Origin of the sequence: Paucibacter sp. Y2R2-4 (assembly GCF_025717535.1) — a bacterium.
In the GTDB taxonomy this organism is placed as follows: Bacteria; Pseudomonadota; Gammaproteobacteria; order Burkholderiales; family Burkholderiaceae_C; genus Paucibacter_A.
Map to the genome: position 1 here is coordinate 278,751 of NZ_JAJIRO010000006.1, position 17,329 is coordinate 296,079.

General features: G+C 64.0%; 8 protein-coding genes. 5 read left to right on the plus strand and 3 right to left on the minus strand.

The window, feature by feature from the left end:
• Nucleotides 1-59: 59 nt before the first annotated feature.
• Entirely contained in the window at nt 60-1,556 is a 1,497-nt protein-coding gene (locus LNV06_RS22210) for a sigma-54 interaction domain-containing protein (protein WP_263540494.1), read from the plus strand.
• A 295-nt stretch (nt 1,557-1,851) separates the two neighbouring features.
• On the plus strand, nt 1,852-3,993 hold the full coding sequence (locus tag LNV06_RS22215; RefSeq protein WP_263540554.1) for a 3-hydroxybutyrate oligomer hydrolase family protein: 2,142 nt from the start codon (nt 1,852-1,854) through the stop codon (nt 3,991-3,993).
• A 150-nt stretch (nt 3,994-4,143) separates the two neighbouring features.
• On the opposite strand, the gene LNV06_RS22220 is transcribed toward LNV06_RS22215, so the two are convergent.
• Nucleotides 4,144-4,698, minus strand: coding sequence for a response regulator (locus LNV06_RS22220; RefSeq protein ID WP_263540495.1), 555 nt, complete (start codon nt 4,696-4,698; stop codon nt 4,144-4,146).
• Nucleotides 4,699-5,155: 457 nt separating this feature from the next.
• Between LNV06_RS22220 and uvrA the strand changes: the two genes are divergently transcribed.
• Nucleotides 5,156-10,810 carry an excinuclease ABC subunit UvrA gene (gene uvrA / locus LNV06_RS22225; protein WP_263540496.1) on the plus strand — a complete coding sequence of 1,885 codons (5,655 nt, stop codon included), beginning with the start codon at nt 5,156-5,158 and terminating at the stop codon, nt 10,808-10,810.
• 64 nt (nt 10,811-10,874) lie between these two features.
• Here the strand turns inward: uvrA and LNV06_RS22230 are convergent, their stop codons facing one another.
• Entirely contained in the window at nt 10,875-12,395 is a 1,521-nt protein-coding gene (locus LNV06_RS22230) for a BCCT family transporter (protein ID WP_263540497.1), read from the minus strand.
• A gap of 217 nt (nt 12,396-12,612) precedes the next feature.
• Here LNV06_RS22230 and LNV06_RS22235 point away from each other — a divergent pair, with 217 nt between their 5' ends.
• Nucleotides 12,613-14,022 (plus strand): esterase-like activity of phytase family protein, encoded by a 1,410-nt coding sequence (locus LNV06_RS22235; protein ID WP_263540498.1) that lies wholly within the window; start codon nt 12,613-12,615, stop codon nt 14,020-14,022.
• A gap of 62 nt (nt 14,023-14,084) precedes the next feature.
• Here LNV06_RS22235 and LNV06_RS22240 read toward each other — a convergent pair whose 3' ends face one another.
• Nucleotides 14,085-14,459 carry a hypothetical protein gene (locus LNV06_RS22240; protein ID WP_263540499.1) on the minus strand — a complete coding sequence of 125 codons (375 nt, stop codon included), beginning with the start codon at nt 14,457-14,459 and terminating at the stop codon, nt 14,085-14,087.
• A 109-nt stretch (nt 14,460-14,568) separates the two neighbouring features.
• Between LNV06_RS22240 and LNV06_RS22245 the strand changes: the two genes are divergently transcribed.
• Nucleotides 14,569-17,283, plus strand: coding sequence for a S9 family peptidase (locus tag LNV06_RS22245; RefSeq protein WP_263540500.1), 2,715 nt, complete (start codon nt 14,569-14,571; stop codon nt 17,281-17,283).
• The last annotated feature ends 46 nt before the right edge of the window (nt 17,284-17,329 follow it).

The following is a 17,329-nucleotide window of genomic DNA, read 5'->3' on the forward strand; positions in this document are numbered from 1 at the left end:
CATTGCGCTGGCCCGAATGTTTGCTTTGCTCGGTTCTTTTCGCGAGGCTGCCTCTGATCATGGATTCCACCTCTGGCTTGCCACAGCTGCCCTTTGACGTCGACGGCGTCTTGCGCCTGGCGGCGCAGTCCATGTTTGACACCTTTGCCCGCAGCACCGAGGGCATGTTGGTGGTGGACCGGGCGCACCGCATCGTCTGGATGAGCGAAGGCTATCAACGCCTCTTGCCGGCCCTGGGCTTTGCCGATGTGCATGAAATCATCGGCCGCCGGATTGTCGAGGTGGTGCCTAACTCCTTGATGCCGCAGGTGGTGGACAGCGGGCAGGCCATCTTGGTGGATCTGCTCAGCAACAAGGCGGGCACGTTTTTGGTCAGCCGCTTGCCGCTGCGCAATCCGCAGGGGGAGGTGGTCGGCGCGGTGGGCCTGGTACTTTTGGATCATCCGGAGACCACCATGCAGCCGCTGATGGGCAAGTTCGCGGCCTTGCAGCACGAACTGTGCGAGGCCCGCCAGCAGCTCGCCGCGCAACGTCGCCCCAAGCACACCATCGCCAGCTTCATCGGCAGTAGCCCGGCGGCGATGGAGGTCAAGCGCCAAGCCCGGCGGGTGGCGCAGACCGATGCCAGCGTGCTGCTGCTGGGCGAAACCGGTACCGGCAAGGAGTTGCTGGCCCACGCCATCCATGCGGCGTCGCGGCGCGCCCAAAAGCCCTTGGTGAGCGTCAATATCGCCGCCGTTCCGGACAGCTTGTTGGAGGCCGAGTTCTTCGGCGTGGCGCCGGGTGCCTACACCGGCGCTGAGCGCAAGGGCCGCGACGGTAAATTCAAGATTGCGGACGGCGGCACTCTGTTTTTGGACGAGATCGGCGATATGCCGCTGGCGCTGCAAAGCAAGCTGCTGCGGGTTTTGCAAGAGCAAGAACTGGAGCCACTGGGCAGCAACCAGGTTGTGCAGGTGGATGTGCGAGTCATCGCCGCCACCAGCCGCGATCTGGCGGCGATGGTGGCCGCCGGGCAGTTCAGGGCGGATCTGTACTACCGCCTCAGCGTCGTGCCCATCCATGTGCCGCCACTGCGCGAACGCGCGCAGGACATCGAGGTTTTGGTCGATGCCATTGGGGAAGACATCGCTCGCCGCAGCGGCTTGCCGCACAAGCTGCTGAGCCCTGGCGCCCTGCGTTGGCTGGCGGCGCAGCCCTGGCCGGGCAACACCCGTGAATTGCGCAATGCGCTGGAGCAGGCGACCTTGATGAGCGACGAGGTCGAGCTGACTGAGGTCAGCTTTACAGCGTACGCAGCTTTTGCCGCGACCAGCCGCTTGCAGACCAGCAACTCAGCCGGCTCGATGCCACCAGCGGGGCGCGCGCTTGAATCTCCCATGCGGGCCTTGCCCGAGTTGATCGACCGGGTGGAGCGTGAAGCCATCGCCAAGGCACTCAGCGCTACGGCAGGCAATCGCATGGCCGCTGCTCGACTGCTGCAAATCTCGCGCGCCTCGCTCTACCAGCGCTTGGCCCGCTGGCCCGAGCTGGCGCAGGCGTCTTTTGCTGCCTGAAAAAAAGACAGTGTTCAAGAAATAGACAGTCTTGCCCCGCAGGGCGCCTGAAACCTGGGCGTTTCCGGGGTTGGTGCGTACCGTCTCGCTGTTTCGTTATGGTGCAGATGCACCAAGTTGCCGCGGCGTCATCTGCTTGTCACCGATGAAGCTCAGTGTTTGCACCAGGGTTGGGCATCAAGGCATGCTCTTTGCGTGCAAGTGCCAAAGTCTCGCCGCCTTTTCCAAGCCTTGCCAGGTGCTGTACGAGGCGCATTGAGTTTCTTGACACCCTTTAGAGGAGCACGCTGTGAAGATGAGCCCATCGCATTTCTCCCGCGCCCAAACGCGCCAAGGCGGACGCCTGATCCCGCTGAGTCTTTTGGCTATGGCGGCCATGGCAGCTTTGGCCGCCTGCTCCAAGAGCGACGAGTCGATCGAGATCAATCTCAAGCCCGACTTCCTCGCCAGCATGAAGTCCGCCAGCTACGACGGCAATAGCGACGATTTGCTGACCGCAGGCTTGGGCAAGACAGGCCTGGCCGCCGCAGCGCCACCGGCCTACGCCGACCCCTTGAAGCCCACGGCCGCCGAGTTGCGCCGCAGCGCCATCCATACCAATTACCGCGCCATCGTCGACATGACGGCCAATGGCGGCTATGGCTTGCTGTACGGGCCAAATGTGGGCGCCGATGGCACGGTTGGCTCGGGTGAGGGCAAGATCGCCGGGACCGAGTACATCGGCGTCAGCGACGACGGCAGCGGCGAGCGCAATGTGAGCTTGATGGTGCAGGTGCCTGCCAGTTTCAACCCGGCGGAGCCGTGCATCATCACCGCCACCTCCAGCGGCTCGCGCAGCGTTTACGGTGCGATCTCGACCGGCGAATGGGGCTTGAAGAAGGGCTGTGCGGTGGCCTATTCCGACAAGGGCACGCATGCCGCCGGCCATGACCTGGCCACCGACACCGTGCCGCTGATCGACGGCACCCGTGCCACTGCCAGCGCCGCCGGCACCGGCGCGGCCTTCAAGGCCAAGCTGAGCGCGGCCGAACTGGCTGCCATCAACAGTGCCACGCCGAATCGCCTGGCCTTCAAGCATGCGCATTCGCAACGCAATCCTGAGAAGGACTGGGGCACTTTCACCCTGCATGCCGTGCAGTTTGCTTTCTATGTTTTGAATGAACAGTTCGGCGAAGCCCAGAGCGACGGCCGCAAGCGGGTCACGATCACGCCTGCCAATACGCTGGTGATCGCCTCCAGCCTGTCGAACGGTGGCGGCGCTGCGGTGGCTGCGGCTGAGTTGGACAATGCCGGCCTGATCGACGGCGTGGCCGTGTCCGAGCCGGCAGTGCAAATGCCCAGCAGCTTGACGGTCTCGGTGCAGCGCGGCAGCACAACGCCCAAGACCTTTGGCAAGCCGCTGTACGACTACATCACCCAGGCCAATCTGTTTCAGAACTGCGCCGGCTTGGCGACTGTAGGCTCGCCGGGCGCCGTCGGGGCTTATGGCGCCTGGAACGCCAATCGTTGTGCAGCGCTCAAGGCCAAGGGCTTGATCAGCGGCAACAACACCGCCGAGCTGGCGGCCGATGCGCTGCAAAAGCTGCGTGACCATGGCTGGGAGGCGGAATCCGATGCCCTGCATGCCTCGCATGCTGACTATGAGGTGTCGGCGGCAGTGGCTGCCACCTATGCCATGGCCTACTCGCGCGCCAGCGTGAAAGACAAGCTCTGTGGCTATGGTTTTGCCGCGGCCACCGCCGCCGGCCTGCCGACCGTGGTGGCACCCGCAGCCTTGGCCGATATGTTTGCCAAGGGCAATGGCGTGCCGCCGTCGGCCGGCGTGACCCTGATCAATGAGAACGCCCTGGGCGGACCGGCCCGTAATCAATTCTCGATCTCGGCCAGCAACACCGTGCCGGACTTGAATACCGACGGCGCCAAATGCCTGCGTGATCTGCTGACCGGTACCGACACCGCGGCCCGCGCGGTGCAGACCGGTGTGGATGAAACCCGCCGCAATGGCAATTTGCGGGGCCGCCCCGCCGTCATCGTGCATGGCCGCAATGACGCCTTGCTGCCGGTGAACCACACCTCGCGGCCCTATACCGCGCTGAACAAGACGGTGGAGGGGGCGGCCAGCCAGCTCAGCTATATGGAGGTCACCAATGCCCAGCATTTCGACACCTTTATTGGCCTGCCTGCCGCGCTGCCGGGTTACGACAGTCGCTACATCCCCCTGCATGTGTATCTGAATCGGGCCTTGGACGCGGTCTATGACAAGCTTAAGAACGGCAAGGCGCTGCCGCCCAGCCAAGTGGTGCGCACCACACCGCGTGGCGGCACACCGGGCGCGGCCCCGGCCATCACAGCCGCGAATGTGCCGGCCTTTGCCGCAACGCCTGCGGCGGCTGATGCCATCACCATGAGCGGCAGCACCTTGCGCGTGCCCGACTGAAGCGATCGCTGGCCCTTAGCCGGTCGTCTTGGATCAGGGCGACTGGCTGACTTGGTGCGATGGAGGTAAGAAAATCAGCAGCGGCTGTGGTTTGATGGCCGCAAGGTGAATAGTCACCAAAGGCCGGGCGAGCTGCCTGCCTTCAGCAGATCAACTGCTCAAGCCAGGCAGCTGCAGCCAGCGCCCCAGCCGGGCCTGCAGGGCCACAAAGTCCAGCGGCTTGGTCAGGTGTTCGTCCATGCCGGCGGCCAGGCTGGCGGCGATATCGCTTTCCAGCGCATGGGCGGTCAGGGCCAAGATCGGGAAGCTGGGCAGCGCGCCCTGGCGCTGCATTTCACGCAGGCGGCGGGTGCATTCCAGGCCGTCCATGCCGGGCATTTGGATGTCCATCAAAACCAGGTCGGGCGCTTGGGCGGCGCACAACTCCAACGCCTCCAGGCCGTTCTTGGCCAGGCGACTTTGCAGCCCCATCACCGAGAGAAACTCCAGGGCCACCACTTGGTTGATGTGGTTGTCTTCCACCAGCAACACCACCGGCGCCAAGCCTTCGCGGGCGGGGTTGGGGTCGAGGTCGGCGGCGTCAATGCCGGAGGCGTCAAAGCGGGACTCTGAGGCGGCCGATTGCTCCGATGCTGCAGGGGGCTGCTGGGCCGTCAGGCGCAACCAGTTGGCGGCAATCGCGCCTTCAAAACTGATTGTGTTCATCCTGCTCCCTCATCCAGACTGCAAACCAAGGTTTGGCCGGGCAGTCTGGCTGCCATCTCGACGATGGCCACACCTGCTTCTCCCCAACGACTTTGACGATTGTTCCGACTTCAGCGGCTCTTCTTGCTCGGACTTGCGGGCTTTTGACCCCTGAGATCAATAGCCCTGCTTGTGTCTGGGTGCTTGACAAACTAGGGTTAACCCTTGTAGTGCAACGCCCCTGCTGAAGTGGAGTGATATTGTTGCTGCAGCGGCCGGCCAAAGCAATGGAAGCCTGCAGTGAATAGCGCCGAAGTGGCGCGCCCCCTCAAGTCGGGGCTTGACCGGCTGATTGCGAGGCCAAGGCGGTGAATCCTGGCCCCTCGCTGATTTTTCGGCCCACTCAGCCCTACTGACAGCTTTGGGGTGGCCCGCTCCCTAGAATGTCCGCTCCCAGCGCAGCAGCAGGCACTCCTCTATGTCCTTCGAAGGCACCATCCGCATCCGCGGCGCCCGTCAACACAATCTGAAGAATCTTGATCTGGACCTGCATACGGGGGAGTTGACCGTTGTGACCGGGCCCAGTGGCTCCGGCAAATCCAGCCTGGTGTTCGACACCCTGTATGCCGAAGGACAGCGACGCTATGTCGAGACCTTCTCGGCCTATGCGCGCCAATTCCTGGACCGCATGGACCGTCCGGCGGTGGACAAGGTCGAGGGCGTGCCGCCGGCGATTGCCATCGACCAGACCAACCCGGTGCGCACCAGCCGCTCCACGGTCGGCACCATGACCGAGCTGAACGACCACCTCAAGCTCTTGTTCGCCCGCTCGGCTGAGTTGTTCGATAAAAAGACCGCCCAGGCCGTTCGTCACGACACGGCGCAGACGATTTATCTGGAGCTGCTGGAGCGCACCAAGGAGCAAGATCCTCGCATCGTGTTGACCTTTCCAGTCGAGCTGCCGGCCACGACCAGCAGCGAGGAAGTGACGCAGTGGCTGTCGGCCAGTGGGTTCACGCGCGTGCAGGCCGAGCGCGAAGTCGCCACGCCGACCGGGCCGCGCAAGCTGCTCGATGTGGTGGCGGACCGTTTCCGTTTACAAGGCACCGACAAGCAACGGGCGATGGAAGCGATCGAGCTGTGTCTCAAGCGCGGATCGGGTCGATTGAATGTGTATGTCTTGCCTGCCGATGACGGTGACGCCGTCCTGTGGCGTTATTCCACCGGCCTGCATTGCCCCGACAGTGATCTGCGCTACCAGGAGCCGCAGCCGCCGCTGTTCTCCTTCAACTCGGCCATGGGCGCCTGCGAGACCTGCCGTGGCTTCGGCCGCGTCATCGGCGTGGACCTGGGCCTGGTGATCCCGGACGAGAAAAAGACGCTGCGCAATGGCGCAATCAAGACGCTCTCCACCCCAGCCTGGAAGGACAGCCAGGATGATTTGCTGCGCTATGCCGGCGACGCCGGCATTCCCCGCGACACGCCCTGGAGCCAGCTCTCGCAGGCGCAGCGCGACTGGGTGATCCACGGCTCGCCGAACTGGACTGGCAACTGGAACAAGCAGTGGTACGGGGTCATGCGCTTCTTCGAGTACCTGGAGAGCAAGGCCTACAAGATGCACATCCGGGTGCTGCTGTCCAAGTACCGCAGCTACACCACCTGCGGCACCTGCGACGGCGCTCGGCTCAAGACCGAGGCCCTGCTTTGGCGCGTCGGCTCCAAGGAATTGGCCGATTCCCTGCTGCCGCCTGTCCAGCGCCTGATGCCCAAAGGCGTCGACTGGAACCGCGCCCAGCTGGAAGCCCTGCCGGGCCTGGCCCTACATGATTTGATGCAGCTGCCCATCCACCGCCTGCGCAGCTTTCTCGATCAGCTTCAGCTGCCAAGCAGCCTCCTCGATGACGCACTCAAGCTGCTGCTGGAGGAAATCCGCAACCGGCTCAAATACCTCTGCGATGTCGGCATCGGCTACCTCACGCTGGACCGCCAGAGCCGCACGCTCAGCGGTGGCGAGGTGCAGCGCATCAACCTGACCACGGCCCTGGGCACCTCGCTGGTCAACACGCTGTTTGTGCTGGACGAGCCCAGCATTGGCCTGCACCCACGCGATATGAACCGCATCGTCCAGGCCATGCACCGCCTGCGCGATGCCGGCAACACCTTGGTGGTGGTGGAGCATGACCCGGCCGTGATGCTGGCGGCCGACCGACTCATCGATATGGGCCCCGGCCCAGGCGAGAAGGGCGGGCAGATCGTCTTTGACGGCACGCCGGAGGCCATCCGCGCCGCCGACACGCTGACCGGTGCCTACCTCGGCTCGCGCAAATTCGTCGGCATGGGCTTGAAGCGACCGGTCGAGGCCAGCACGCCCAAGCTGATTCTCGAAGGCGTGCGTGAGCACAACGTCCGTAACGTCAGCGTCGAGTTCCCGTTGCAGCGCATGGTGGTGGTGACCGGCGTGTCAGGCTCGGGCAAGAGCACGCTGATGCAGGACGTGCTGTACCCGGCCCTGGCCCGCCACTTCGGCCAGGCCACCGAGACGCCGGGCCAGCATGATCGCCTGCTCGGCGCCGACTGGCTGGCCGATGCGGTGTTTGTGGACCAGTCGCCGATCGGCAAGACCGCGCGCTCCAACCCGGCCTCTTACGTCGGTGCTTTCGATGAGCTGCGCAAGCTGTTTGCCGCCACGCCGCTGGCGGCCGAGCGCAGCTACACGGCCGGCATGTTCAGCTTCAACGCCGGCGACGGCCGCTGCCCCACTTGCGGCGGCTCGGGCTTTGAGCACGTGGAGATGCAGTTCCTCTCCGACGTGTATCTGCGCTGCCCGGACTGCGACGGCCGTCGCTACCGCGCCGAGATGCTCGATGTGAAGCTGCAGCGTGCCGAGCGCGAGATGAGCGTGGCCGACGTGCTGGAGCTGACGGTGAGCGAAGCGGTGCGCTTGTTCAAGGACGACCGCGAGGTGCTGGCCAAGCTGCAGCCCATCATCGATGTGGGCCTGGAGTATGTGAAGCTGGGCCAGCCCGTACCCACGCTCTCGGGCGGCGAGGCGCAGCGGCTCAAGCTGGCCGGCTTCTTGGCCGAGGCCGCGAGCAAGCCACGCCAGGCCGTGGCCAAAAAGGGCACGCTCTTCATGTTCGACGAGCCCACCACCGGCCTGCATTTCGACGACATCGCCAAGCTGATGCGTGCGCTGCGCAAGCTGCTGGCCATCGGCCATTCTCTGATCCTGATCGAGCACAACCTCGATGTGATCCGCGCGGCCGACTGGTTGATCGACCTCGGCCCCGAGGGCGGCGAGGGCGGCGGCGAACTGGTTTGCGTTGGCACGCCGGAGGAGGTCAAGGAGCACCCGACTTCGCACACTGCGTTGGCCCTGCGCGAGTACTCGGCGCAGATGGACCGCCCGGCCATGAAAGTGGAAGAAGGCCGGCCACTGCAAAGCCTGATCCGCGCGCGCCGCCAGTCGGCCAATCTGGACAACAAAATCCAGATCGTCAACGCCAAGGAACACAACCTCAAGTCGGTCAACGTCAACATCCCGCGCGGCAAGTTCAATGTGATCACCGGCGTCTCGGGCTCGGGCAAATCGACGCTGGCCTTTGACATCCTGTTCAACGAGGGCCAGCGGCGCTATCTCGAATCGCTCAATGCCTACGCCCGCTCCATCGTGCAGCCGGCGGGCCGGCCCGAGGTCGATGCGGTCTGGGGCATTCCGCCCACGGTGGCCATCGAGCAGCGTCTGAGCCGCGGCGGCCGCAAGAGCACGGTGGCCACCACCACCGAGGTCTGGCATTTCCTGCGTCTGCTCTATGTGAAGCTGGGCGTGCAGCACTGCGTGCACGACGGCACGCCGGTGCGGCCGCAGAGCGTGGAGTCCATCGCCGCCCAGCTGCTGCGCGATCACAAGGGCCAGCATGTCGGTCTGCTGGCACCGCTGGTGGTGAATCGCAAGGGCCTCTACACCGACCTGGCCAAATGGGCCAAGGGCCGTGGCTACACCCATCTGCGCGTGGACGGCGAGTTCACGCCCACCGCGCCCTGGCCGCGTCTGGACCGCTTCAAGGAGCACACGCTGGAGCTGCCGGTCGGCGACCTCATCATCAGCGTGGACAAGGAGGCCGAGCTGCGCGAGCTGCTGGCCAAGGCCCTGGACTTCGGCAAGGGCGTGCTGCACCTGTTGACCCCGCTGGATGGGCTGCACGAAGCCATCGCTTCCGGCCGCTCGACCGTGGGCTTAGGCACCGTCAAGGTGTTCAGCACCAAGCGCGCCTGCCCGACCTGCGGCACCAGCTATGGCGAGCTGGACCCGCGCATGTTCAGCTACAACAGCAAGCATGGCTGGTGCAACAGCTGCGTGGGGACAGGTCTTGCCCTGACGCGCGAACAGCGCAAGGCGCTGGACGACTCGGTCGTCGACGACAAGGGCGGCCGCGAGCAGAGCTTTGCCGGCCAGGAGGTGGACATCGAAGGCTTGGCCGACCAGCCCTGTGGCGATTGCCACGGTTCGCGCTTGAACCCCTCAGCTCGTGCCGTGACCTTTGAGTCGCAAGCCATCAGCACGGTCGCGTCCTGGAGCGTCAAGCAGGCGCGTGCCTGGGTCGACAGCCTGGAGTTACTCGGCCGCGACGCCGAGATCGCCCGCGATGTGGTCAGCGAAATCCAGGGCCGCCTGGAATTCCTGGAGGAAGTCGGCCTGGGCTATCTGACCTTGGACCGCGCGGCGCCCACGCTCTCGGGCGGCGAGGCGCAGCGCATCCGCCTGGCGGCGCAGTTAGGCTCGAACCTGCAAGGCGTGTGCTATGTGCTGGACGAGCCCACCATCGGCCTGCATCCGCGCGACAACCAGATCCTGCTCAAGGCCCTGGGCCGGCTCAGCGATCTGGGCAACACCCTGGTGGTGGTGGAACATGACGAGGACACCATCCGCCGCGCCGACCACATCATCGACATCGGCCCCGGCGCCGGCAAACGCGGTGGCCATGTGGTGGCCCAGGGCACGGCAGCCGATCTGGCCTTGCAGGCCGATTCGGTCACCGGCCGCTTCCTGGCGCATCCGCTGATCCACCCGCTGCAGGCACGGCGCGAGATGCTGGACGACGCCCCGCGCCTGCGCGTGCTTGATGCCACCTTGCACAACCTGCAGAAGGTGAACATCGATGTGCCGCTGCACCGCCTGGTGGCGGTGACCGGTGTGTCGGGCTCGGGCAAGTCCACCCTGGCGCGCGATGTGCTGCTGGCCAATATGGCGGTAGCCGTGCCTTTGAGAAAGGCCCCAGCCCACTGGATCGGCTGTGCCGGCATCGAAGGCCACGAGAAGGTGGACCGCGTGCTTGAAGTGGACCAGACCCCCATCGGCAAGACCCCGCGCAGCTGCCCGGCCACCTACATCGGCTTCTGGGACGCCATCCGCAAGCTCTTTGCCGAGACGCTGGAGAGCAAGGCGCGTGGCTATGCGCCGAATCGCTTCAGCTTCAACACCGGCGAAGGCCGTTGCCCCGGCTGCGAAGGCCAGGGCATGCGCACCATCGAGATGAGCTTCCTGCCGGATGTGAAGGTGCTCTGCGATCAATGCCATGGCCAGCGCTTCAATCCGGAGACCTTGGGCGTTAGCTGGCGTGGCAAGAGCATTGGCGATGTGCTGGCCATGGAGGTCGACGAGGCCGTCGAGTTCTTTGCCGCCATGCCGGCCATCGGCCACCCGCTCAAGCTCTTGCAGGATGTGGGCCTCGGGTATCTGACCCTGGGCCAACCTTCACCGACCCTGTCGGGCGGCGAGGCGCAGCGTATCAAGCTGGTGTCCGAGCTGGTCAAGGTGCGCGACGAGGTCGGCCGCCGCGGCCAGAAGGCGCCGCACACGCTCTATGTGCTGGACGAACCCACCGTGGGCCTGCACATGGCCGACGTCGAGCGCCTGATCCGCGTGCTGCACCGGCTGGTGGCCGGCGGCCACTCGGTGGTGGTGATCGAGCACGATCTGGACGTGATCGCCGAAGCCGACTGGGTCATCGACCTGGGCCCGGACGGCGGCACGGCCGGCGGCGAGGTGGTGGTGGCCGGCACGCCGGAGCAGGTGGTGGCCCAGGGTTCGCACACGGGGCAGGCCTTGCGGCCGGTGTTGGCGCGCAGTTGATGGGGCATGGCCAGACGGGCGCGGGTCGACTTGGCAGGCGGCCTGAGGCCCTTGCGCAGAGGCTTTAGTCTTGCTTGGCCAATGCCTCCAGGCGACGACGTAACAAGCGTTCCTTTTGCATCAGTGCGTCATGGTCGGCCTTTACGCCTCGCCACAGCGCAATGGCCAGCAAGACCAAGACCAGGGTGAAGGGCAGGGCAAACACAATGGTGGCGGTCTGCAGCGCGCTGACCCCGCCGACGCTGAGCAGGCTGGCGGCGATGGCGGCCACCAGCAAGCCCCACATCAGCTTGGCCGCCGCATGCGGTGCCGCTTTGCCGCCGCTGCTCATCATGCTGAGCACCAAGGTGGCCGAGTCGCCTGAGGTCACAAAAAACACGATGACCAGCAGCGTGGCGGCCACGCTCATCAAGCCGCCCAAGGGCAGGGCATCGAAGACGCTGAACAATGCGGTGGCGACATTGGACTGCACCGCTGCAGCGATGGGCACGCCCTCGAAGATCTGCATATGCAAGGCGGTGCCGCCGAAGATGGAGAACCACAGGCAAGCCGCCAGCGTAGGCGCCAGCATGGTGCCTAAGATGAACTCCTTGATGCTGCGGCCGCGCGAAACCCGCGCAATGAAGACGCCGACAAAAGGCGACCAAGAAATCCACCAAGCCCAGTAGAAGACCGTCCAGTCGCTGACCCAGGCGCTGTCTCTGAAGGGCGTCATGCGCAAACTCATGCGCACGAACTCGCTGAGGTAGGCGCCGAGATTGTTGGTGAAGGTGTCGATGATGGCGACGGTGGGACCGAGGATGAAGACCGTCAGGGCCAGCGCGGCGGCGATCAGCAAATTGGCGCTGGACAACCATTTCACGCCGCGGCCTATGCCGCTGAGTGCCGAGGCCAGGAACAAGGCGGTGGTCACGGCGATGATGCTGAGCTGCACGTTCAACTGGATGGGCAGGCCCAAAAGTCGTGCCAGACCTGCATTGATTTGCAAGGCGCCCACGCCCAGCGAGGCGGCCACGCCGAAGGCCGTAGCCACGACGGCCAAGACATTGATCACCGGGCCCAACGCCTTGGCCCAGGACCATGCCAGTTCATCGGTGACCGAACTGATCAAGGCCGGTCGGCCGCGTCGGAACTGAAAGAAGCCGATCGCCAAACCGACCATGCTGTAAACGGCCCAAGGGTGCAGGCCCCAGTGAAAGAAGCTGTAGCGCATGGCGGCGTTGGCGGCATCCACGCTCTGCGGCGCAATGCCGGGTGGGGGCTTCAGAAAGTGGGAGAGCGGCTCGGCCACGCCGTAGAACACCAGGCCGATGCCCATGCCGGCGGAGAAGAGCATGGCGAACCAAGCGGCGCGAGAGAACTCCGGCTCTTCGTCGTCTCGTCCGAGTCGCAGTTGTCCGTAGCGACCAAAGGCCAGGCTCAGGCAGCACACCACCAAGCCCAGCACCACCCACAAATACAGCCAGCCGAAATTGCGCGTCAGCTGCTTCAGCGCGCCGCTGAAAAAGGCGTCCATTTCAATCGGCGCAACCAAGCCCCATGCGACCACGGCTGCAATGATGAGAATGGAAAAGAGTCCTTGCATGGAGGAGTGCGCCTTGTTGTGGGTCGTTTGTGGCGCGCTGATTTCAGCGCCCGCCTCGACTCAAGATTGTGCCTGCGGGTCTTGCGACTCGGCCGCGTGAGAACCGAATGGGACTTGGGGCTTGAACAACCCTCATCCGAGGGGGTTGTCACGGCTCTGTCATATCGCGAGCCTAGCCTGCGCGGCTGCTTAGCGACTCTGTTGGGAATTCCGCACCATGATTTCAACTCTCCGTCTCACATCGGCTGCCGTGCTCTTGGCATGCTCTGGCATGGCCGCTCAGGCCGCCCCTTCCTTCGTCAACGGCCTGGCGCTGGACGGCGCAGCCTTGGACTTGTCGGGCGGCAGCAGCGTCAACAACGGTCGCCTCGGCTATTTCTCTGACATCTATTACGACACCAACCGCAATGAGTGGTGGGGCCTGTCGGATCGCGGCCCTGGCGGCGGCACTTTGAACTACGACACCCGGGTGCAGCGTTTTACGCTGGACGTGGACCAAAACACCGGCGCGATCAGCAACTTCAAAATCGCCGAGACGGTGGTATTCAAGAGTGGCTCGCAAGGCCTGAATGGCATTGCGCCTAACCCCAAGAGTCAGCTGGGTCTGGCCCATGACCCAGAAGGCGTGGTCATCAATCCGAAGAACGGCAACTTCCTGATTTCTGACGAGTACGGCCCCTCGGTGCGGGAGTTCAACCGCAGCGGCGAGTTGCTGCGCACCTTCACCACGCCCGCCAATCTGATCCCGCGCAATGGCAGCACCGGCCTTGCCAACTACGCTGATGACTCCGGCAACACCGCGGGTAAGCGCACCAACCGCGGCTTTGAAGGCTTGGCCATCAGCCCCGATGGCAAGTACGCGTTTGCCATGTTGCAAAGCGCCATGCTGGACGAGGGCGGCGGCAATGGTTCAGTCAATCGCATCGTCAAGTTCGACATCGAAACCGGCACGGCGGTGGCGCAGTACGCCTACCAAATGAAGCGCAGCGGTCAAGGCCAGGGCATCTCGGCCCTGGTGGCCATCAATGACCACGAGTTTTATGTGCTGGAGCGCAACAACCGGGGTGTGGGCGTGGGCGCCGAGTTCGCCACGGCCGACAAAGAGGTCTATCGCATCGATCTGAACGGCGCCAGCGATGTGTCCAGCATCAATCTGAGCACCGGCAGCTACACCAAGGTCAGCAAGTCGGGTCAGATCTTGGACCTGGACGCCAACACCCTGGCCGCCCTGGGAAACAAGTCGCCTGAGAAGTGGGAAGGCCTGGCCATTGGGCCTAAGCTGGCCAATGGCAAGTACCTGATCTTGGCGGGCACCGACAACGATTACAGCGTGACGCAAAACGCCAGCGGTGAGCAGTTGGATGTCTACTTCCGCTTTGGCGATGCCGATCCTTATATGGGCTCCATCCAGTGCCCACTGGGCCAGACCACCGGTTGCACCGGCGCTGCCAGCAGCGTGCCGACCGACGGCAGCTACAAGCTGCTGCCCGGCGTCTTGCATGCCTACACCATCGACGCCGCTGAACTGGGCAATTACGTCACTGCCGTGCCAGAACCCGGTACTTGGGCGCTGATGGTCGTTGGCTTGTTGGCCGTGGGCGCTTTGGCGCGCCGTCGCCAGGCCTGATTACAGGGTTTAGCTGTGCTTGGGGCCTAGTCCCAGCCACTGAGTCAAAGAGCCGTGCAGTCTCAGTGCAGATTGCGCGGCTTTTTTTCGTCTTGTTCTTCGCTTCCATCGGCGCCTGAGTCGTCAGCCTTGCCGCCAAAACGCTTGGGCTTGTAGACATTGCCTTCCCAGCTGCCCTCGGGCTTGTTGGCGCCGCGAGCCTTGCTCTGGGCGCGACGGATGGCGGCTTCCGCCTCTGCGGAGGCTGCCTTTTTATTCGGACGATGCTGGGCCTTGCGCTTCAGGCCTTGTAACTGCTGAAGCAGCAAAAACTGCATGCGCCTCAGGCGGGCGTCGATCTGCCGCTGTTGCTGCGGCTTGAGCAGCATGCGCACACCCATAAACAAGCAGATCAGCAGAACGATGACGGCGAACAGGCTGGAGATGGAGAAGCTCATGACGCAAGTTTCGCCGATCTACGCTTGCGACTTGCTATGACCAAGGTCTGACAAGTGCGGGCCCCGTAAAATTCGCGCGCCCTGACCTTGGGCTCGTTCGGAGATCCGATTGCGCTTTCTTACTCCCCCACCGAAAAAGATCGCAGCCACCAGCTGCTTTGTGCTCGCCTTGATCGGCGCCATCACCGCTCAGGCGGTGGTCGCCCAGCCGCTCGCAGCGGCGCCAGCCCTGAGCACGGCTGCGCCTAGCCTGGAGCAGGTGTTCCGCGCCGAGCCCTACCGTGGCGAGAACGCCAAGGAGGCCACGTTCAGCCGCAGCGGCCGGTATCTGGCCTATTTGTGGAACCCCTTCGGCGAGCCCGGCAGCGACTTGTATGTGCATGACAGCAAGACCGGCAAGACCTTGCGCCTGACTTCGCCGGCCATCATGGCCGCCTTCGATGCGCCGGAAGACCTGGAACGCTTCGACAAAAAGCTGCAGCAAAAGCGCCGCGAGTTGGCCGAGCGCCAAGCCAAGGAAGAGGCGCAGGTCGCTTATCTGCGCGGCGAGAAGGTGGACCTGGGCCAATGGGAAGCCGCGCAGCTGGAGCTGGTGAAGAAAGAATTCGCCGCCAAAAAGGCGCGCGAGGATGCTCAAAAAGCGGCCGACAAGGCCGAGGCGGAAGCCGAAAAGCGCGCCGCCGAGGCTTTGGCCGCCAAGCGCGCCGGCAAGCCCTTGGCGGCGGCCCCAGCCGCATCGGCAGCGTCTGCGGTTGCAGCGGCCGACAAGCCCGAGAAAGACAAAGAGCTTTGGGAATGGCGCGACGAGCTGAAGAAGAAGCTCGCCAAGGAAAAGCTCAAACCGACCGACCTCTACCCTGGCGCCGCCCAGGTGGTGTGGGCTAACAAGAAGGACGAGCTGATCGTTCAGTACCGCGGTAGCTTGTTCCGCTGGGTGGCTGGCGAGGCCAGCCTACAGCCGCTGCAGTTGACGCAGCGCGATCTGCGCATGGTGGCTTACACCGCGGATGATCAGGGCTATGTCTTCATGGACGACAAGCGCGTGCTGCGCGCCAAGTTCAATGCGGGTGCTGTGCAGGTCATCAACCGTGAGCTGATTCACCCGGATGACGCAGACAAAAAGTACAGCATTGAGTCGACCACCATCAGCGAAGATGGTCGCTGGATGGCCCTGGTCGGACGTGCGCCGCTGAAGGCGCCGGAAGAAGGCAAGCCGGCCGCGGAGCCTGCCGGCCGCAAGGTCGAGATCATGGGTTATGCCGAGCGCTTTGCCACCGCCAAGAAGGTGGACCGCGAGGTCTCGGATGACAAGCGTCAGATCAAGCCTTTGGCGATCTATATCCGCAAGGTGCCCGGCGCTGAAGGCGCCCCGGCCAAGCAGCCCGCACCGGTCTTTACCAACGCAGGCGGCGATGTCTGGTTTGAACTCAGCCCGATTGCCTGGGCGCGCGATGGCAGCCGCTATGCTTTCAGCACCTGGGAGCGAGAGAAAGAACTGCTGCGCGTCTACATCGGCAATGCCGACGAAAGCGCCAAGCCAGAAATGGTGCTGGAGCGTCGCGGCGATGTGGGCCACGAGGTGGTCAATGTGGTCAAGCCCCAGTTCACCCCCGATGGCAAGACCCTAGTCCTGACCCTGGATGAGGCGGGCTTCCGCCAACCCTATGCCTTGGACATTGCGTCGCGCAGCCTGCGTGCGTTGGTGAAAGGTGAGTTTGAAGCGCATCAGGTCTTAGGCTTCACGCCCGACAGCAAGGCTCTGTTCGTGCTGGCCAATAAGGACGACTTGGCGGCCATGAATCTGTACCGCGTCACGCTGGCCGACGGCAGCATGCAAGCCCTGGGCGATGCGGCGGACTATCACCGCACGCCAGCGGTTTCGCATGACGGCCAATGGGTGGCCGCCAATGCCGGCCACTGGGCTTCGCGCCCCGAGCTGAAGTTGATCAACGCGGCGCAGCCGAGCAAGCCGGTGGCCAAGGTCTTGACCGACAGCCACGACAAGGCCTGGGGCCAAATCGACGTGCTGCGCCCGGAGCGTTTCAGCTTCAAGAACCGCCATGGCGACAGCATCCCGGCCTATGTCTTCAAGCCGCAAGGCTGGAAGGCTTCAGACAAACGCCCGGCCGTGGTTTATATCTATGGTGGCCCTTTGAATGACCGCCATTCGGTCGAAGCCGATAGCTTCCAGCCCAGCGCCTATATGTTCGCCATGTATATGGCGGCCAAGCATGGCTATGTGATGGTGACGATTGATTCGCGCGGACACTCGAACTACGGCCGGCGCTTCTCGGACGCCAACTGGGAACAGGCTGGCCTGCCGCAGACCGAGGACCTGGAGGACTTGCACGCGCTGATGAGCAAAGACTTCGGCATCGACCCCGCGCGCGTCGGCCTGAACGGTTGGAGTTTTGGCGGCTTCCAGACGCAGTACACCCTGTACAGCAAGCCCGATCTGTTCGCCGCCGGCATCGCCGGTGCAGGCCCGACCGAATGGGAGAACTACAACAGCTGGTACAGCGGCCGCACCATCGGCAAGGTCGATCGCAGCAAGCCCAATCTGCGCAAGTACTCCTTGATTCCCATGGCCAAGGGCCTGCGCAAGCCGCTGCTGCTGGTGCACGGCATGATGGACCCTAACGTCTTGTATCAAGACACGGTGAACGTCTATCGCGCACTCTTGGAGTCAGGCAAAGAGGGCTTGGTGGACCTCTTCCTCGACCCCGAAGGCGAGCACGGCATGGGCGGCGCGGTCAAGACCGTCGGCTGGCACCGCAAGTACGAAGCCTTCTGGTTGCAGCATCTGGGCCGCACCAAGCCTTGAGTTGCAATCCCTAAAAGCCTTAATTGAAGCCCGGACTGGTTCCGGG